This window comes from Marivirga aurantiaca, assembly GCF_016679925.1.
GTDB classification, from domain to species: Bacteria; Bacteroidota; Bacteroidia; order Cytophagales; family Cyclobacteriaceae; genus Marivirga; species Marivirga aurantiaca.
Genome location: NZ_JAEQBW010000012.1, coordinates 97425 through 117446 on the forward strand (window position 1 = coordinate 97425; position 20022 = coordinate 117446).

Here is a 20022-nt window from a genome sequence, read left to right on the forward strand (position 1 = left end):
TAAGGTTTTTCTATTCACAAATGATTTGGTCTTTAAATTGCAAATTTACACGATCATATCGATTCCACCCCCTATCGGGCAGAATCTTATCGTAAAAAATCTTCAATTTTGATAGTTTATTAGCATATTCAAAAGTGTTTCCAAATTCGATCAGTTGTTTAGTGACTTGCGGATAAATTTTAATCATACCTCTTTTGTCAACCTCCAACTGGGCAAATTGAGCACTCCAGAAACGATCCTTTTCAATAAATTTTATAAAATTAAACAAGTCCCTTCCTGCATCATCAAGCAACATGTTTTTATTCAGGTAAGGTTTGAAGAAAGAACCTGATAATACCATTACTCGAGCAGTAAATCTATCTGACACAGGGATAATTTCCCCACGGTCACTTATATAATAATCTTTACCTCCCGGATTGAAAATTCTTGCAATTGGTTTTGCCTGCATGGCATCTATCATCATATACCCTGATAAATCTCTATATACTTGAGCGGATTGCACAAATTTAAGTTGCTCTATCCTTTCTTCAATTTCTTTTAATTTTACATTTTCAAATGGCAGGTTAACCACCATTTCCTGCCCATTCTTGGTAACAACATCCATGATATCTCCTTCATTGATAAAGAAATTACCATCCTGGTTCTCAATCCTTACAATAATTTTCCTGCATAGCTTTTCCTCTTGCTTTTTGCCCACAAAACCTATGGAAACAAAAAACACCAAAGCAGGAATGATGATCTTCAGGGCGCTATATATTTTTCTTTTAGGCTGCATATTGCTGCTCAAGCACTATTTTAATAGGTTGTACAAACTTATCTATATTACCTGCTCCCAGTGTTACAAAAACTTCCAGTCGGGCAGATTTTAAATGCTCCAATACTTTATCATTGGACAATAAATATTTTTCACTGGAATGAATATCCTCTAAGAGCATTTCACTGCTCACTCCTGGAATAGGTTCTTCCCTTGCCGGGTAGATATCCAAAAGCATTACCTCATCTGCCAGGCTCAGGCTTTCCGAAAAACCTTCGGCAAAATCTCTTGTGCGGGAATATAAATGTGGCTGAAACAGCACACTAATTTTCTTTCCCGGATACAAAGCTTTGACAGATTCCAGCATAGCCTTTATTTCTCCCGGATGATGGGCATAATCATCAATATAAATCAAATCCTGAGATTGATAAACATATTCAAATCTGCGTTTCACCCCTTTGTAAGATGCTATAGCTGTTTTAATTTCCTCAGAAGTTATGCCCAATTCCAAAGCCACACCAATAGCCGCAGTAGCATTCTCCACATTATGGAAGCCCGGAACAGCTAATTGCAGATCCGAAATGTTAATACCGGAACTTTGAATATCAAAAACGAACTTCCCTTCAATTATTCGAATATTTTGCGCACATAATTCTCCGGAATTCAGTCCGTATTTTACAGGAGTTGCTTTCACCTCTGAAGTATCCAGGCCTTCCCACAACCCCTCCTTTATAAATATTTTCCCCTTTGGGTGCACTTTATCCAGGAATAAAGAAAACGACTTCTTCAATTCTACCAACTCTCCATAAATATCCAGGTGATCGGCATCGGTGGATGTAACAACAGCCAGGTTTGGATGCAGTGTCAGAAATGAACGGTCAAATTCATCTGCTTCCACCACTACAATGGACTTTTCAAAATCGGCTTCATTCACCAACATATTGGTATTGTAGTTGGTGGAAATACCACCCAAAAAGGCTGCTACATTTTTAGCAGCTGATTTTAAAATATGAGCTACCATGGAACTTGTGGTAGTTTTGCCATGCGTTCCTGCTACTGCCACGGTATACAAGCCTTTGGTAATAAAACCTAATACCTCAGAACGTTTATAAAGCTGATAGCCCTGGTCTCTAAAATAGTTCAACCCTTTATGATAAGCAGGAATAGCAGGCGTATAAACCACTAAAATACCTTCATTATGGGTTTTAAATTCCTCAGGAATCAAATCAATATCATCATTAAATTGAACCTCAACACCTTCTTCATTAAGTGACTGTATTAAGTGGGTTGGAGTTTTATCATATCCTGCAACATGCACACCGTTATGAAGGAACCATCGGGCTAAGGCACTCATACCAATCCCTCCGATACCAATAAAATAGACGCTATGTATGTTTTTAATATTCATTTAATCATTGAGAAAATAATTTTCACGATATCTTCTGTTGCATTGGGTCGTGCCAATTTCTTAATATTGGTCGCGAGTTCATTCTTCAGTTCCTCATCTTCCAATAAATCCAGAGCTTTAGGAATCAATACTTCCACTGCTTCCTGATCGGTTACCAATATGGCTGCATCCTTCTGCACCAGTGAATTGGCATTTTTGGTTTGATGGTCTTCCGCTACTCCTGAGGATGGCACAAAAATGACCGGCTTCCCTATAATTGCCAGTTCCGAAACTGACAATGCCCCCGCCCTTGAGACAATAATATCAGCTGTGGCATAGGCCATTTCCATTTCTTTAATAAACTCCAATACTTTGATAGGGGAATTATCTGGCTGATTAGCTCTTACTAACATCTCCTGGTGATACAACTTTCCTGTTTGCCAGAGCATTTGCACATTGCTTTCTTTCAATAATGGCAAATGTTTCATGACACTTTCATTGATAACCCTGGCACCTAAACTTCCTCCCAAAACCAAAATCACAGGTGTTTCAGCAGAAAGCTTATAATGTTTTAAAGCGGTTTCCTTATCAGGTAAATTCATTAAGCCCTTCCTTACCGGGTTACCTGTTATTTGTAACTTACTGGCAGGAAAATATTTTTCCATACCCTCATAAGCTACACATATTTTCTGCACTTTGTTTTTCAACCATTTATTGGTGAGCCCGGCATAGGAATTTTGTTCCTGCAAAAAACAAGGAATACCTGCATTAGATGCAGCTCTCAAGGTAGGCCCGCTGGCATATCCACCCACACCTATCACAGCATCTGGCTTGAAGTTTTTCACTATCTTTTTTGCCTGCCGTAAACTATTCAGCAACTTAAATGGGAAAGCTAAATTTTTCAATGTCAGGCTTCTTTGGATACCAGCAATAGGTAATCCTAATATTTTATATCCAGCCTCTGGCACTTTCTGCATTTCCATTTTACTTTCGGCACCGACAAATAAAATTTCCGAATCAGGTGCTTCCAATTTAATTTGGTCGGCAATAGCCAAAGCCGGAAATATATGTCCCCCGGTGCCTCCACCACTAATAATAAATCGATATGGTTTTTGAGTCTGGCTCACTTATGCTGCATCTTTTTTTGGTAAATTCCCAAAATTACTTCTTGAGATTTCAGTAGTTTCTTCAATTTCCCCACGGCTCACACTTAAAATGATTCCCATTGCAAAGCCTGTAAAAAGAAGGGAAGTCCCTCCCATACTTAAAAGAGGCAATGGCAATCCCGTTATAGGACCTAAACCCACAGCAACACCCATGTTCACCATGGCTTGCAGTACAATAGCAAAGCTGAGACCCGCGGAAAGCAGTCCTCCATAGGCTTTGCCGCTGGCGGCTGCCGCTTTCATTCCCCGGTATAATAAAGTGAGGTATAACAATATCACTACAGTAGCCCCTATCATTCCATATTCTTCCACCACTATGGCAAAAATAAAATCCGAGAAGGCTTCAGGCAGGAAATTTCGCTGACTGCTGTTTCCCGGACCTTTTCCTGTTACACCTCCTGTGGCAATTGCTATATACGATTGCTGTGCCTGAAAAGGAATCTGTTCATTTTTGATAAAACTTTCTACCCTGTTGATGGCTGTTTGCCCTCTCTGGCCTACTACCATAGCGATACTTACAGCCATAATTCCTACTACAGCCAGCATAGCTAAATATTTCACCGGAATTCTACCTATGAAAAGCAGCAACATACAGGTAAGAAACAACAAAATGGCGGTAGACAAATTAGTCATAGCAATCAAACCACAAATGAGCCCACACCAAAGTAACATGGGGATTAAAGCCTTTTTGAAATCGGTAATATTTTGTTGCTTTTTGGAAAGCATTCCAGCTAAATTGATAATTAATGCCAGTTTAGCCAAATCTGATGGCTGAAAGGACTGGTTTAAAAATGGTATGGTAATCCAACGGGAAGCATCGTTCAGATTAACCCCAAATTGCCAGGCGAAAATGAGCAGAGGCACTGAAAGCCAAAGTGCGAGGCGTGAAAGTTTTGAATAGTACCTATAGTCTACTTTATGAGCCAACCACATGGCAAAAAAACTGAGAAAAACTAAAAAGCTATGCCGCAAAAGGTAGTATTCCGTATTGCCATTGAATTTGAAATAAGAGATAGTACCAGTGGCACTGTACACCACCAAAATGCTCAGCATACCCAAAGCGAAGACTACAGTCCATATAACCGGGTCTCCTTTAAGGTGCTTATCTGCAAAGCTTTTTATGGTTTGAATATTGATCATTACTGAGATAATTTCTTAAGTTCTACTTCACGTTGCAATAGTTGCACAGCCAGTCTAAATTGGTTACCACGGTCTTCATAGTTTTTAAACAAGTCAAAACTTGCACATGCAGGGGAAAGCAACACAATTTCCCTATCCTTGGCTAAATGGTATCCCATGCGAACAGCCTCCTGCATGGATTCCGTTTCTTCTATGATTGGAAACTTGCCTTCATAAAAGGCTTTAATCTTTTTATTGTCCTTCCCCAAACATATAATGGCTTTTACATTGGAATTTACAGGCTCCAGTTTTTCATAATCATTGCCTTTATCAACTCCACCTACTATCCAGATAATGGGACGGGTATAAGCATCTAAAGCATAATAAACCGCATCTACATTGGTCGCTTTAGAATCATTGATAAACTCTACACCGTGTATGCTTCCTACCGGCTCCAATCGATGAGGTACATTTTTGAATTTCGGAAGATTCTCAGAAATTTTTTCCGATTTAAGTCCGGTGATTTTTGAAGAAAGAATTGAAGCCATAGCGTTAATCTGATTATGTTTCCCTTTAATAGTTAATAAATCCGAGGTGTAAGCTGTACTGTCTTTTTTATGCTTGATGATGATTCCGTCCTTATTGGCGTAAGCGCCCAATGCAGGCACATCATCAAAACTAAGTCTATATATCTTTGACTTTAGATTTCTCTTTTGCAGTTCCTCATCAATGAATCCTTTGTCATTATAAAGAATGGCATAATCTTCAATGCCCTGATTCTTAAATAAAGCAAATTTAGCATCTATGTAGTTTTGAATTTTTTTATCATACCTGTCCAGATGATCAGGTGTTATATTCAATAAAACAGCAATATGTGGTTTAAAATGAATGAATCCGTCTATCTGAAAACTGCTTACTTCAAGTACCCACCAGTCATAATCTGTATCAAGCAATTGAGCAGCCATACTTTTTCCCACATTGCCCCCAAGCCCTACAGACAATCCACTTTCCTTTAGCAAATGGTAAGTTAATAAAGTGGTAGTAGTCTTTCCGTTGGTACCGGTAATGGCAATAATTTTCCCTTTTGTAAACTGCGAGGCAAATTCCAATTCATCAATTACTGGAATTCCTTTTTCCATGATCAATCTTACCAAAGGAATAGCCGGAGAAATACCCGGACTTTTAATGACTATATCTGCTGTTAATACTTTATCTTCAGTATGCTTTCCTTGTTCAAAACGAATTCCGGCATCTGTCAGGCGATCAATGTTTTCTTGTTTTATTTGCCCAAAATCAGACACAAAAACATCATATCCCTTTGCTTTTGCCAGCAAAGCAGCCCCGGTTCCACTTTCCCCGGCTCCTAATATGATGATCTGTTTTGTCATTGTTGATTTTTAATTTTAGCTTAATAAAATACCTGTTTTCTTCATTTATATTTATTGTAATTTCAATGTTGCTACTGTGATTATGGCCAACAGAATACCTACAATCCAGAACCTGTTGACAATTTTCGATTCATGTATTCCTTTCTTTTGATAATGGTGATGTAATGGAGACATCAGAAAGATTCTTTTTCCTTCACCCAATCTTTTCTTTGTATACTTAAAATATGATACCTGAATAATTACTGATAGCAACTCAATAAGAAATATGCCACATAAAATAGGCAGCAATAGTTCTTTTCTGATGGCCAGTGCCAAAACAGCTATTACCCCACCTATTGCCAGGCTTCCGGTATCTCCCATGAAAACCTGGGCGGGATGTGTATTGTACCATAAGAATCCTACACAAGCCCCTACAAAAGCGGCACAAAATATCACCAGTTCGCCTGAGTTGGGGATATACATAATATTCAAATAATCGGAGAATATCACGTTACCGGAGAGATAGGCGAAAATGCCCAGTGTTAATCCGATTATGGCTGATGTACCGGCCGCCAGTCCATCAATTCCATCTGTAATATTCGCCCCGTTAGACATGGCTGTGATAATAAAAATAGCCCACAGCACATAAATAACAACCGTTAAATCTTTAGGAACAAATGGTAAAATATTTGAATAATCCAGCTCATTTCCTTTAAAGAATGGTATAGTCGTTTTCATAGACTTTACATCTTCATACTGAGCTTCACTGTTCCCATTATCCACATCAGTTTTAAATTCACGCACTACTACTTCCTGATTGTAAAATAGTGTGATGCCTACTATCAGTCCCAAACCAACCTGCCCTACTACTTTAAATTTACCCTGTAAACCTGCTTTGTTCTTTTTAAACACTTTAATATAATCATCCAAAAAGCCAATTAAGCCCATCCACACACATGAAATCAGCAGTAAAATAATGTATACATTCTGAATTTTGGCGAATAACAAAACAGGGACAATAATTGCCAGAAGAATGATAATACCGCCCATAGTTGGAGTACCTGCTTTCTCATTTTGTCCTTCCAAACCTAAATCCCTGATGCTTTCCCCTACTTGTTTTTTCCTCAATAGGTTAATCAGTTTCTTACCAAAAGTAATGGTGATCAATAGAGACAAAAGTGCAGTCATACCAGCCCTGAAGGAGATGTATTGAAACACTCCCGCCCCTAAAAGGTCCATTTGTTTATCTAAAAAATCGAATAAATAATATAGCACTGTTTCTTTAGCGGTTATGGATTAAATTCAACATTTCATTTACTGTTTCTTTATCATCAAAATGATGTTTCACACCTTTTATCTCCTGATAAGTTTCATGGCCTTTGCCTGCAACTAATATTATATCTCCTTTTTGTGCGAAGCTACAAGCTAACTTAATGGCTTCTTTTCTGTCAGGTAAATTCGTTACTTTCCTTACCTGGGAAATGGGCACTCCTTTTTGCATGTCAGCAATAATTTGCCCCGGCTCCTCATTTCTGGGATTATCAGAAGTCAGGATGACCCTATCACTAAGCCTGCAAGCAATCTCAGCCATTAAAGGTCTTTTATCTTTATCCCTGTTACCTCCACAGCCTATAACCGTGAGCACTTGCTCATTTCCTGTTCGGATATTATCAATTGTATGCAATACATTTTCCAGGGCATCCGGTGTATGGGCATAATCTACAATGGCAGTAATACCTGCATTATTAGGAATCTGCTCAAAACGACCATTTTTTAATTCTATTTGAGAAAGATGGGTTAAAACCTCAATTGAATCTTCCTCTAAAATAGTGGCCACTGCATAGGTAGCCAATAAGTTATAGGCATTGAAATAACCTATTAACCTGAACCAAACATCCTTTTGATCAATATTTAATTCTAAACCCTGTATAGCATTTGACAATACCTTGGCACGGTAATTAGCCATCATTTTCAATGAATAAGTGTACTTAGTGGCTTTGCAATTCTGCAACATTACCATACCACGCTTATCATCCACATTTACCAGGGCAAATGCTGTAGCAGGAAGTTCGTCAAACAACTTCTTTTTAGCTTTTATATAGCTTTCAAAGCTTTTATGATAATCTAAATGATCGTGAGAGATGTTTGAAAACACAGCTCCCGCCAATTTCAAGCCACTCATTCGTTCCTGATCAATAGCATGGCTACTGGCTTCCATAAACACATAACTGCAGCCTGCCTTAACCATTTTCTGTAATAGCTCATTCAACTGCATGGCATCAGGCGTGGTGTGCGTTGCAGGAATAACACTTTCATTTATCTGATTTTGCACAGTGGAAAGCAAGCCCACATTATAGCCCAGGCGTCTGAATAGCTGGTGCAATAAAGTAACAGTTGTTGTTTTACCATTTGTGCCTGTAATAGCAACCAAACTTAATTTGGATGAAGGATGGTCGTAAAAGTTATCTGCCATTAAACCTAAAGCACGCGCACTGTTGTCTGTCTGAATATAAGTAATTTCAGGGTTCAGCTTTTTCGGCAAGTTTTCACATACAATGGCCTTTGCACCTTTTTCAATAGCGGCTTCTATGTATTCATGGCCATCAACCTGGGTTCCATTAATGGCTACAAATACATCATTGTTCAATACTTTCCTGGAATCAAAATGGATGGAATTAACATCCAATTCCATGTTCCCGGAAACGCTCAACAATTTTACTTTGTACAATATGTCTTTTAATAATGCCACTATCCTATTTCAATTTTTATAGTACTACCTTTCAGTGCTCTGCTACCGGGTAATTGCGACTGAGTAATTACTCTGCCTTTTTGACCTTTCACCACTACTTCCAATCCACTATTTTCCAGCAAGTAGAGTGCATCACGCAAAGTCATTCCATTTACATCCGGCACCAAACCAGGTTGATTGGCAGTTTCCTTCCATTTAATTGCATTCTTGTTGATTGCAGCCCTCACCCATTCCACCTCATTGTTGCTTGCATGGTTGGAAATTCCTAAATAATTCAACATCAATGAAAGATCTTCTTTCTTCCCAGCCTGCACCACTGGGAATACTCCAATTTCAGGTTTGTCAGCTAATTCATACTGATCATGCATTTTCAAATCCAATGCATATATTTTATCTGCAATTTCCTTAAATACCGGAGCGGCCACATCGGAGCCATATTGCCTGTAGCCTTTAGGATTATCCATTACTACAATAGCAGAGTATTTTGGCTTTTCCGCAGGAAAATACCCTGCAAAAGATGTATAATACTGACGCAAATAACGACCATCTTTCAAAGTTTGGGCTGTGCCCGTTTTACCTGCAATTTTATAATTGGCATTACTGATATTTGAAGCCGTGCCCCTTTCGACCACACCTTCCAAAAGGATTTTCATTTTTTTCAATGTTTCCTTTGAACAAATTTGACTGCTGATCACATTGGTTTTAAAGGTGTTGATTTCCTTGTCCACCTTGCTAATGGATCTTACCAAAACAGGGCGAATCATTTTTCCTTCATTAGCAATTGCATTATATAAAGTGAGCACATGAAGTGGGGTAAACTCCAACCCATAACCATAGGCCATCCATGGTAATGTAATTCCACTCCATTGATTCAATGGCGGGATTTTGGGCTTTCCTTCTCCTATCATTTGGAAACCCAACGGTTGAGTAAGGCCCATATTCTTCATATAGTCAAGAAAACGCTGTGGATTTTCCTTGAAAGTTTCATCTACCATTTTTGCAACTGCGATATTCGATGATTTTTCAAAAGCTTCCTGCAAAGTGATAGTACCATATCCCCCGGGTTTATGGTCACGCACAGTTTCTTTATAAAATTTCAACTCGCCTTCTCCGGTTTGAATGGTATCAGTCAATTTTAAATTCTTTTCTTCAAACAAAGCAATATATGAAGCTAATTTCATTGTGGATCCGGGCTCCCTTAAACCATGGCTTCCCACAGCATAATTATACACTTCACCATATTTACCACTTTCCATTTTCTTTAAATTGGAAATGGCTTTGATTTCTCCTGTGGCAACTTCCATCACAACTACGCAACCCATATCAGCATCATGTTGCATTAAATGTTTCAGAAGGGCTGATTCAGCAACATCCTGCAAATTGATATCAATAGTGGTTTGAATATCAAATCCGTCTTTTGGCCTTACTTCCGAACCATCATAAAGAGGTCTCCAACTACCACCTGATATTTTTTGAAAAAGTGCTTTACCGTTTTGCCCTGCTAAATAATCATTAAAGCTGTATTCCAGTCCTGCTCCATATTCGTTTTCATTTAGAAAGCCAATCGTTCTGAAAGCAAGGTTAGAAAAGGGCCTGAATCGCTTATCTGTTTTACTGAAAATAACCCCACCGCCTAATCTTCCTTCACGGAAAATAGGCCAGCTTTCCATTTCTTTTTTTTGCTGATATCCAATCAAATTCCTGGAAAGTATTACATACTTGTTTCCTTTCTGCCTTCCGCTAAGAATTTTCTGCTTATAGTAAGTGGCTGACTGTCCGAAATTTTTGGACAACAAATAACTTAGAGAGTCAATATTATTCCGAAAAACCTGTTCGTCAGCAATAGTCGGATCCATTGACACCTTATAAAAAGGCAATGAGGTAGCCAGCAGGCTGCCATTATCGGAATAGATATTACCACGGGTTGCCTTTACCTCCTGATAACTCAAGCTGATCTCCTCCGCCAGCTTTGTCCATTTTTCGCCCTCAATCCATTGGATATGGAAAATTTGGTAGATAATAGCTATAGAAAATAGCAGTACCAGCAAAAATGCCACACGCACTCGTAATAATATGGATTTCTTAATATTCACCTTTTTCTACAACAATTTTAAAGGGTGGTACTTCTGATTCTTTTAACTCTAATTTCTTTACTTTTTTAGCTACTTCTGATTGCTTTGAAGCAAACATATATTCTGATTTTAAAGTGGTAAAATCTGCCCTTAAATCTTCTACTTCCTGATGAAGTTTGTCAATTTTCCGGGTAGTCTTATCAGCATAATGACTGTTACCAATATAAAAAATACCTATCGCTACAAAAAACATCACATAAGGCAAGTATTTTACCGGAAGACCATTTTCTGCGGAATTACCACCAATAGATTTATCAAATCTGGAAAAGATACTTCCCGATCCAGACCCTGATTTCTGGCCTTTATTTTCTTTCTTATCTTTTATTTTAAATGTGTTTTGCTTCATGATGTTTGTCTTTCAGCAATTCTTAATTTAGCACTTCTTGCCCTATTATTTCTTTCTAATTCTTCTTCACTTGCCGTAACTGGCTTTCTGGTAATAGCATGAAAAGATTTATGCACGTTGCCATAAAAATCTTTGTCTTCTATTCCTTCGATATTTCCTTTATTGATGTAATTCTTTACCAACCTGTCTTCTAAACTATGGTAACTCATTACCACCAACCTGCCTCCTATTTTGATAAGTGCCTCCATCTGGCCCAGCGTTTCTTCCAGAGCTTTCATTTCTTCATTCACTTCAATGCGTAAAGCCTGAAAAACCTGGGCATAATATTTATTTTCCCTACCTCGCTTGGCAAATCTGTCAAGTATAGCTTTTAATTCAGCTACCGTATTGATTTCCTTATTTGTTCGTGCAGCTACAATAGCTGCGGCCAAAGTTTTAGCATTTCGCACTTCCCCATATAGACCAAACATTTTATGCAAATCAGCCTCGGTATAAGAATTAATCACTTTTTTGGCTGTCAACTCCGCTTGCTGATCCATTCTCATGTCCAGCTCCGCATCAAAACGGGTAGAAAAGCCACGCTCAGCCTTATTGAATTGATGAGATGAAACTCCCAAATCAGCCAGCACACCATCTACTTCTTTAATACCAAAAAGCTTTAAATATTTTCTGCAGTAGCGAAAATTTGCCTGAATAAATTCAAAGCCTTCATGTTTGATGGCTTCCGCATTGGCCACAGCATCCTGATCCTGATCAAAAGCTAAAAGTCTTCCATCTGTTAAATGTTCCAGAATAGCCAGGGAATGACCACCTCCGCCAAATGTCAAATCCACATAGGTTCCTGAGGGGTTTATAGATAGCCCCTCTATGCATTCCTGCAACATAACCGGTTCATGGTATTCACTCATAGGCTTATTCGTCAAAAAGATGTTTCTCAGCTAACTCAGAAAATTCTTTCTGGTCCTTGATTAGGTAGTCATCATATCTTGATGCATCCCATATTTCAACCCGATTTCCCATGCCTACTACTATTGATTCCTTCTCCAAACCTGCAAAAGAGAGCATATTTTTTGGCACCAATATTCTGCCAGCACTATCGAGTTCCACGATTGAGTTACCTCTAAAAAAATTCCGTTGCAAATTCCTGTATTCTTCATTGAATTCATTCAAACCTGCAATTTTAGAGAAAATCTTCTTGTATTCTACCATGGGATACAACACAAGGCAGGGTTCAAACCCACGTCTGATCACCAGCTCAGAACCGGAAGCTTCGGGCAGGCTGTTTTTGATCTTGGCAGGCAAGACCAAACGCCCTTTAGCGTCCAATTTACAATCATATTCACCGGTGAAGAATGCCATATACAGTATTTACACAATCTCTTAGAGACAAAACTAATACAATATACGACATTTCATACCACTTCCCCCCACTTTTTTACACTTTTCTTCAAAAGATTACATAAGAAGTATCAAAAAATCAAATTCCATCCCACACACATCAAACACAGACTTAAGTAAAAGATTATTAATTAGTTAGGAATAAAGAGATATAAAAGAGCTAAAAGTGGTGATTGAAGACACTCACCATGGCTATATTTTTAAAAAAAAGTGAAGAGTTGAACATTCCCCAAGCTAGACCTTAGCAGGTTTTGGTGTCCTTTCTGGCAGCCTCGTTTAAACTTTCCTTAAATTTAATGGAAGCTATTTATTGAATACTTCATCATCTCAAAGCTGCTTTATCTTATGATAAACCATTAAACATTTACCAGGCATGGAACAGTTTACAATGCTGCATTTTCACATCAGAAAAATATATTCCTTCGCACTATTCAAAAGTCAAATCCTGAATTCTACGCTCAGAATAACCTAATAATTTACCGAAAACTAAATTTGCATGCTGATTCAGAAATGGTGGTGGGGAGATGTGGGAGGAATTTTTCAAAAAATCCGATTTTGCCACGAAATTCCGCAAACCCACAGTTTTCAACTCCGATTGAATGAGTAAATGATTGGCTGTCCCCGAATTAAATACATCCTCCACGGATTGTAATTTTCCTGCAGGTATTTTATACTGCTCCAATCGACTCAAAATTTCATTGGATTCAAACTGATCAAAAGCTTTCTGAAGCAGATGATTTAAACGGTCTCGATTCTTCACTCTGGCACTATTGGTAGAGAAATCACTTTGGATTGGCAAGTCATTTATATTTAAGGTTTTGCACAATGACTGAAACTGTTTATCCGTACCCACTGCAATTACAATTTGCTTTTTATCATTGCATTCAAACACACTTCCATATGGAGCAATATTGGGATGCTCCGCCCCCATCTTCTGTGGATTTTTTCCTGCTACTAAAAAATTGGTAGCCTGGTTGGCAAGGGAAGAAATGGCTGTATCAAACAAGGAAACAGCCACTTTAGCTCCTTTCCCGTTTTTCAATCTTTGTATAATTGCCAGCAAAACAGCTTCTTTTAATTGATGGGCAGCAAGAATATCTATTAGGGCAACTGGCATTTTGAGTGACTTTCCACCCGGCTCTCCATTCATCCACATAAAGCCACTTTCTGCCTGGAGGATGGCATCATAACCTACTTTGGGAATATCTTCTCCATAGCCAGTAATTAGTCCATAAATTAATGATGGGTTAATTTCATGAAGTGTTTTCGCATCGAGACCCAATTTTTCTGCATCGCCAGGTTTATAACTGGCAATGATTATATCTGAAATTTTAACCAAATCCATAAATGTCTCATAATGGTCTTTGTTTTTCAGATTCAGTGCTATAGATTTTTTACCGGAATTGACAGCCGAGAAATAGGCACTAACATCGGTCTCAGAGCTTTCACTACTCAACTTCCATGTGCGGGTTACGTCACCTCCGGTACCAGGATTTTCTATCTTTATCACTTCCGCTCCTAATTCTGCAAAAAACTGACCTACTGAAGGGCCTGCCAACACATTGGCCAGTTCCAACACCCGAATATCTTCAAAAATTTGGTTCATAGGCTAAAATTAAAACATAGTTTGTATTTTGCATTTGCTTTGGATATTTAATGACAGAATTTATCATAAAAGTCCGAAGGCAGACAAAAAAAACATTAACCATTTAGACCTGAAATGTGTATTAAAAGCATGAAGCAATTTATCAACTATATATTAGCATTAACAATTTTCACATTTACCTCCTGTAATGTGGAGAAAGCCAAAATAGTTCTTGACGGATTATGGATAGGTGAAATTGCCATGCAAGGCAAAAGCATGCCTTTCAAAATGCAAATCAATGAAGAAGAGGATGGAAAACTCACTGCTGTTATCATTAATGGTAAAGAGAGAATCATTCTGGATGAAATCGTCAGAAAAGATGATTCGCTGCATATCCCTTTACATATTTTTGATATTTCCATTGACTTAGGAATCCATAATGATGCCCTTGCCGGTACTTATACCAAGCACTATTTAGAAGATTATGCTTTACCTATTACTTTCCATAAAGGTGATGAGAAATTCATACTTGTAAATACAGATGTCGAACCAGCTGATTTCTCTGGCAAATGGGATGTCACTTTTATAGAACAGGAAACACGAGACACCACCAAAGCAGTAGGTATTTTTGAGCAGGATGAAAATCGGGTAACCGGAACATTCCTTACTCCTTTAGGAGATTACCGCTATCTGACTGGTCTTGCAGATGACCAAACTCTGAAATTAAGTACCTTCGATGGCAATCATGCCTTTTTGTTTGAGGCTACTATGCAAGCCGACAGCACTTTGAAAGGCGACTTTTATTCAGGTAAGGAATGGCATGAAACATGGACTGCAGTGCGGGACGAAAACGTGGAATTACCACATCCTGATTCACTCACCTATCTGAAAAAAGGATATGATAGAATGCAATTCAGCTTTCCTAATTTAGAAGGGGAGAAAGTGAGCCTTTCCGATGAAAAGTACGAGGGCAAAGTAGTTATTGTACAGATCTTCGGTAGCTGGTGCCCTAACTGCATGGATGAAACTAAGTTTCTGGCAGACTGGTATGAAGAAAATAAAAGTCGAGGCGTGGAAATTATCGGGCTGGCCTACGAGCAAAAAGATGATTTCGAGTACGCCAAAAAGCGGGTCGAAAAGATGATCAATAAATGGGATGTGGGCTATGACTTTCTGATTGCAGGCACCAGCGACAAAGAGGCCGCTTCTAAAACTTTACCCATGCTAAACCAGGTGATTTCTTTCCCTACCATGATTATCATTAACAAGGATGGAGAAGTAGAAAATATCCACACAGGATTTTCCGGGCCGGGCACCGGTGAATATTATGATGAATTTGTAGAGAATTTCAATCAGAAGATGGATGAATTGCTTTAAAAAATAACTATAATTCCTGAAGACACCAATGTTTCATAATTAACTACCATTTTTAATAATTTAGAATGGAATACCTATCGAAAATTGAATGGAAGAATTTTTTACTATGTCGGCAGGTCCTTGTGTAAAGTCCGTGAAGTTTAATATCCTATCGAAACGCAGTTCAAAAATAAACCTCTTGGAGTTCGTGATTTTTAAGGGTATGCCTGCACTTAAAGCATAACCAAATGAAAACGGGTTTAATCTCTTCTCTATGATATTATAATTCCTCTTATAAGATGTTATAAAATTTAATGTGGGCCCAAAGTTAATAATTGGCCTCATTTCAACATTATTTAACTTTATTTGTACAAGGATTGGAACTTGTATGTAGTTATTTTCAAAAGTGGCATCAATTGTTTCTGACCTTCTTTTGTTATAAGACAATTCCAATTGCAAAGAAAGCACTGGACTTAATTCAGTGTTGAGATAACCCCCGCCCCAGTAGCCAAATTTATTTTCAGACTTAAAATCTTCAACCACTATAGAAGAATAGTTTAAGCCTAACTTCACTCCCGAACTTACACTTTTTTTAAATTCACTATTTGTATAAACATACTTTTCCGGTTCCATGCATGCATTATAACTAGAAATAATATTTTCAAAATAAAAAGCCTCATAAACGGGCTTTCTGTACATTTTACTTGTCTGACAAACAATAAAATTATCTTCAATAAATTGCTCAAAATTAGCCTTATTTAATTCAATTAAATCATCATCATTTTTGCTGATATAAAATGTTTCATCTCCATATCTGTCCCTTGCGCTATATAAATCAACATATCCATCACTCATTTTTGTTAAGATTATTTTGGCCCCTTCTTTCTTAGGATCATCCATAGAAACAAAATAGTTTATTTTGGAGGAAAAACTAGTTATTTCTTCCGGTTCAAGCGTCAACTTTTCTTTAGATCTTATATACTTTCTATAAGTTAATTTCTGGCTGTTGGTAGCTCTGGATTTATTAATCACATAAATCTCAATGGTATCCCCTTTTACCGTAATTAATTCCCCTTTTTCTGTAGTTTGCGCCATTACTGTAGGCATCGTTAATACAAATAGCACAAAGAGTAGCTTATTTTTTTTATTCATGGTCTAAAATTAAAATTTAATTAAATTGAAAAGCTAATTTTATTAAAATGTTTTTCAATTTTTTAACAAAAAGTCTTTTCGCTTCAAGCACTCATAATTAGAAAAAAATGCAGAGTTTAATGCGGAAATTGTGAATTAGTACGTTAATCATAAGAGGAAATTCATTTCAGAAAATACAGTTAATTAGTCAAGATGAAACTAAAAATTTATCATTCCCTTATAAGTAAATTTATTATTTATACCTGCCTTTTTGTTCTGGCAGAAAAATCAATCGCACAAGAGGTAAAAGAGAAATATGAAAAGGAGATTTCTATTAAAAAAGATGATTTCCCTGAAAATTCTTTACAACTAGTGGCTCCAATTCTTAAAAAGGGAGAAAAGACCAGGCTTTATAAAGAATTTAATGGAAAAGATTATTTCTACGAACTTAAAACCCACTATAAAGGAGAGAAAGTAAGCGTCAAGTTTTATGAAAACGGTCAATTGTTAGATATTGAAATACTCAAGAATTTTCATGACTTAGCCCCTGAAATTCAGGAAAGGATCAATCAGTATTTCCAGGAAAATTATAAAAAATATATTATTCATCGGATACAGATTCAGTATAATAGGGAAAGAGAATTTGAAGATGGCAAACTTGAGATTGATGAAGACGATGAGTTTTTAGAAGAATTTATGGAAATGGACCTGGAAGATTTAATTGTGAAATTTGAAATTGAAGCTGAAACCGTAGACTATTCTAATGAAAGAAGCTTTTTCGAATTCCTTTTTGATCATAGTGGAGAAATTGAGCGTAAAAGAACCATAGTTAAGAGAGCAGATGACAATGTACTTTATTAAAATCTCTCTTTTTTTATCCAGTTTGCTGTTGTGTATCCCTCAGTTAAAGGCGCAAAAGAATCCTTCCATTCGATGGGAGCCAGGTTTTTCTTTCACCAGGAAAATTGATAATCGATGGAGCTATAATGTTTCGCTTATGGGTAGGCAAAGGTTTACCAATTATGGTGAAGGAGAAAAGAATTTTAAAACTGACCGTTGGGAAATAAAGGGCTTCGGAACTTATACTTTATTTGGCTCCAAAAAAATAAGCTTGGGCTATATGTACAGAGGCTATGATCCTTTTGAAGAGGAAACAGGTTATGAGCACCGTATTACTCAACAATTTGCTTTTCTGACTAATTTCGGAGGTTACAGATTGGCCAACAAATTCCGCATTGAAGAACGGATCCGCAATACAGATTACCTCACGCGCCTGCGCTACTCTATCAGTACTGATTTTCCATTTCAGGGAGAAAGCCTGGATGAGGGTGAATATTACTTCATCACAGGCAATGAACTGGTGTATGCTTTTAACAGTAAAGGCGATGAGCTGGAAAATCGCTTTTTAGTGGGGGTAGGTAAATTATTCCGGAAAGGCCAAAAATTTCAGCTGTCTTTGGTCAGCAGAAACAGCGACCTGATTAGCTCGGCTCGGGATCATATCCTGCAAATTGAAAGTGTATACTATTTTAGTTTGTGATAGATATCATCTGATTAGGCTCCTCATGAAAAATAAATTTCACCTATAAACTAGGTATTTTTGCCTTATTAGTGTTTACAGAATTTTAATCTAAGTACAAAACCTCAAAAAACAGGAACTTCATTTAGTATTGAGGTTTAACTTAAGTTCCAAGAATTTTTAAACCAAATTTTATTCTTAATCTTTTGTCTTGATACAAAAGATAGAAAAAATCAAGACAAAAAGATGCTTCCACGCTGCAATTCTACGCACTCCCCGCCTTTTTGTCCACCCACGCGCATACTCCGAGCAAAACTTGTCCCGGTGCATCGGGATTTTATTTGGTTCTCGAGCATTGAAGCATTTATCAAGAGCTCCCTACTTTATTAAAGGAGATACATATTTTTTCAGTACGTGATATTGCATATCGACAACAGACTGATTATGTCCATGTGCAGCTTCAGGCAATAAAAAATATTCTTTTTCAGGGGCACTAATGGCATCAAAATAGGCTTTTGTTATTTCCTTCGAGGTCAGGATATCCTCTTCACCTTGCACCAAATAGACAGGGATTTTAAAATTCAAACCATCTTTCATAAAATCTACTGTTGCACTCATTGCTTCAATGCCTATTTTTTTATGCCCTGCAAAATTAATAAAGGAATAATCATCACCATTATACCTGTTGTTGGCATCCGTTTCATTGTCATATCCTGAAGCCAATACCCACCATGATTCCGGTGCCGGTACTGAATTCTTTCTTTCATATTTTTTGATAATGCGTAACAATTGTCCTGTACTTTTAGCATCAGTATAAGGGGGTGATGCCAGAGATTCTAGTTTTTCAACAGACTCTTTGTCATCAGCATTCTGTGCCATTGCATATACTTTTTGATAGGCGTATTTAATATTTTCAGTGAAATTAACCAGCTGGGAATGCCCTATATAAGCATAAAAAAGATCCGGGCGTTTTAAAGCCATGGTAGTACCCAGGATAGAACCCCAGGAAGTGCCAATAAGAGTGATTTTTTCTTTCCCAAGATACTTAATAAGATATTTCGAAAGCTCAATTCCATCTGTAGACATCTGCTCAACACTTAATGGGTTTTCTATCCAATAATCTTCATTTACTCCTGTAGGTGCATTTCGTCCGAAAGTTCTTCCTGCCCCTCTCTGATCCCAATTCACTAAAATAAAATCTTTTTCCCACCCACTATAAATATTATGATATGGACTCATTACACTACCTGGCCCTCCATGAAGAAACAAAATGACAGGTTTTTCAATATCCTCTCCTTTAATGGTTACCCATTGTTCAATTCCACCAATTGATATATATTTTTCTTCATTGATGGACTTGGACTGCGAAATCGCAGAAAAGGAAAACAAAAAAATAAATAGAATGGATAATGATATCTTTCTCATAGATGATGGCTTTAAAAGCTTTATTTTTTTTTAGCAATAAGTTTGAACATTGGCGGAAGAAATCTATTCTAAAACCATGAGCTATTACCAAAATTTGCAACAACTCATTTAATCATGAAGCTTTCCAGTCTAGTAAAGATAGAATAAATATTAATTAATGTAACTGTGGAAAACTTTCCTTTTTTCTTTCTTGTTTGACTCATTAAAGCTGTAATTTTGCAGTATTCCTCAGGGTATTAAACAGTTTGGTGAACCTAACAAGTAAACTAGTACCGGGTGAAGCAAGCTTGTAAAGCCAGGCCTCATGCTGGCGGTTTTCCGTCAGTACCTCGTTTCCCGTTTTAACGGGATTCAGGATAACAGTGGAAGGCTGATCAGGTAAGCAGCCCAAATCCTGTAATAAATGGGGTTCACGCAACTTCTTTAGTGCTCTGAGGTTTTTTCTGTTCTGTTACAAAAACGGTAATGATGTCAAAAATAGTTGGTGATTTTTATCTAGTAATTGTATTATCTTAGGATTGTAAATCTGAAGAGGAAGTAGGCTCTGCTGAGGAGCAACCTATCAGCAATAAGGTTTACCAACTGGAA

Annotated in this window: 17 protein-coding genes; 3 read left to right on the top strand and 14 right to left on the bottom strand. The window is 37.4% G+C overall.

The window, feature by feature from the left end; all coding sequences use genetic code 11:
* Positions 1-10: 10 nt before the first annotated feature.
* From JKA74_RS18090 to JKA74_RS18145, 12 genes are all read right to left on the bottom strand, one after another.
* Entirely contained in the window at positions 11-787 is a 777-nt protein-coding gene (locus JKA74_RS18090; RefSeq protein WP_201432642.1) for a cell division protein FtsQ/DivIB, read from the bottom strand.
* Entirely contained in the window at positions 765-2162 is a 1398-nt protein-coding gene (gene murC / locus JKA74_RS18095; RefSeq protein ID WP_201432643.1) for a UDP-N-acetylmuramate--L-alanine ligase, read from the bottom strand. Before murC ends, JKA74_RS18090 begins: the two co-directional genes overlap by 23 nt.
* Positions 2159-3268: an undecaprenyldiphospho-muramoylpentapeptide beta-N-acetylglucosaminyltransferase gene (murG, locus tag JKA74_RS18100; RefSeq protein WP_201432644.1), complete on the bottom strand. Its 1110-nt coding sequence runs from the start codon at positions 3266-3268 to the stop codon at positions 2159-2161. Before murG ends, murC begins: the two co-directional genes overlap by 4 nt.
* Entirely contained in the window at positions 3269-4447 is a 1179-nt protein-coding gene (locus tag JKA74_RS18105) for an FtsW/RodA/SpoVE family cell cycle protein (RefSeq protein ID WP_201432645.1), read from the bottom strand.
* Complete coding sequence (gene murD, locus JKA74_RS18110; protein ID WP_201432646.1) at positions 4447-5814, bottom strand: UDP-N-acetylmuramoyl-L-alanine--D-glutamate ligase; 1368 nt, start codon at positions 5812-5814, stop codon at positions 4447-4449. Before murD ends, JKA74_RS18105 begins: the two co-directional genes overlap by 1 nt.
* Before the next feature lie 51 nt (positions 5815-5865).
* On the bottom strand, positions 5866-7068 hold the full coding sequence (mraY, locus tag JKA74_RS18115; protein ID WP_201432647.1) for a phospho-N-acetylmuramoyl-pentapeptide-transferase: 1203 nt from the start codon (positions 7066-7068) through the stop codon (positions 5866-5868).
* Between the two features lie 7 nt (positions 7069-7075).
* Positions 7076-8542, bottom strand: a complete 1467-nt coding sequence (locus JKA74_RS18120; protein WP_201432648.1) for a UDP-N-acetylmuramoyl-L-alanyl-D-glutamate--2,6-diaminopimelate ligase — start codon at positions 8540-8542, stop codon at positions 7076-7078.
* The gene (locus JKA74_RS18125; RefSeq protein WP_201432649.1) at positions 8542-10635 is read right to left on the bottom strand and encodes a penicillin-binding protein; all 2094 of its coding nucleotides are present in this window, start codon (positions 10633-10635) and stop codon (positions 8542-8544) included. The genes JKA74_RS18120 and JKA74_RS18125 overlap by 1 nt, the downstream gene beginning before the upstream one ends.
* Positions 10625-11020: an FtsL-like putative cell division protein gene (locus tag JKA74_RS18130; protein ID WP_201432650.1), complete on the bottom strand. Its 396-nt coding sequence runs from the start codon at positions 11018-11020 to the stop codon at positions 10625-10627. The genes JKA74_RS18125 and JKA74_RS18130 overlap by 11 nt, the downstream gene beginning before the upstream one ends.
* Positions 11017-11928, bottom strand: coding sequence for a 16S rRNA (cytosine(1402)-N(4))-methyltransferase RsmH (gene rsmH / locus JKA74_RS18135; protein WP_201432651.1), 912 nt, complete (start codon positions 11926-11928; stop codon positions 11017-11019). The genes JKA74_RS18130 and rsmH overlap by 4 nt, the downstream gene beginning before the upstream one ends.
* A gap of 4 nt (positions 11929-11932) precedes the next feature.
* On the bottom strand, positions 11933-12379 hold the full coding sequence (mraZ, locus tag JKA74_RS18140; RefSeq protein WP_201432652.1) for a division/cell wall cluster transcriptional repressor MraZ: 447 nt from the start codon (positions 12377-12379) through the stop codon (positions 11933-11935).
* 466 nt (positions 12380-12845) lie between these two features.
* On the bottom strand, positions 12846-14024 hold the full coding sequence (locus JKA74_RS18145) for a CaiB/BaiF CoA transferase family protein (protein WP_201432653.1): 1179 nt from the start codon (positions 14022-14024) through the stop codon (positions 12846-12848).
* A 129-nt stretch (positions 14025-14153) separates the two neighbouring features.
* On the opposite strand from JKA74_RS18145, the gene JKA74_RS18150 reads away from it, so the two are divergent.
* Positions 14154-15380 (top strand): peroxiredoxin family protein, encoded by a 1227-nt coding sequence (locus JKA74_RS18150; protein WP_201432654.1) that lies wholly within the window; start codon positions 14154-14156, stop codon positions 15378-15380.
* Positions 15381-15440: 60 nt separating this feature from the next.
* Here JKA74_RS18150 and JKA74_RS18155 read toward each other — a convergent pair whose 3' ends face one another.
* Positions 15441-16511 carry a porin family protein gene (locus tag JKA74_RS18155; protein WP_201432655.1) on the bottom strand — a complete coding sequence of 357 codons (1071 nt, stop codon included), beginning with the start codon at positions 16509-16511 and terminating at the stop codon, positions 15441-15443.
* Between the two features lie 192 nt (positions 16512-16703).
* Between JKA74_RS18155 and JKA74_RS18160 the strand changes: the two genes are divergently transcribed.
* Entirely contained in the window at positions 16704-17351 is a 648-nt protein-coding gene (locus tag JKA74_RS18160; RefSeq protein WP_201432656.1) for a hypothetical protein, read from the top strand.
* Entirely contained in the window at positions 17338-18030 is a 693-nt protein-coding gene (locus JKA74_RS18165; protein ID WP_201432657.1) for a DUF2490 domain-containing protein, read from the top strand. The genes JKA74_RS18160 and JKA74_RS18165 overlap by 14 nt, the downstream gene beginning before the upstream one ends.
* Positions 18031-18387: 357 nt before the next feature.
* On the opposite strand, the gene JKA74_RS18170 is transcribed toward JKA74_RS18165, so the two are convergent.
* Positions 18388-19434 (bottom strand): alpha/beta hydrolase, encoded by a 1047-nt coding sequence (locus tag JKA74_RS18170; protein ID WP_201432658.1) that lies wholly within the window; start codon positions 19432-19434, stop codon positions 18388-18390.
* Between the last annotated feature and the right edge of the window lie 588 nt (positions 19435-20022).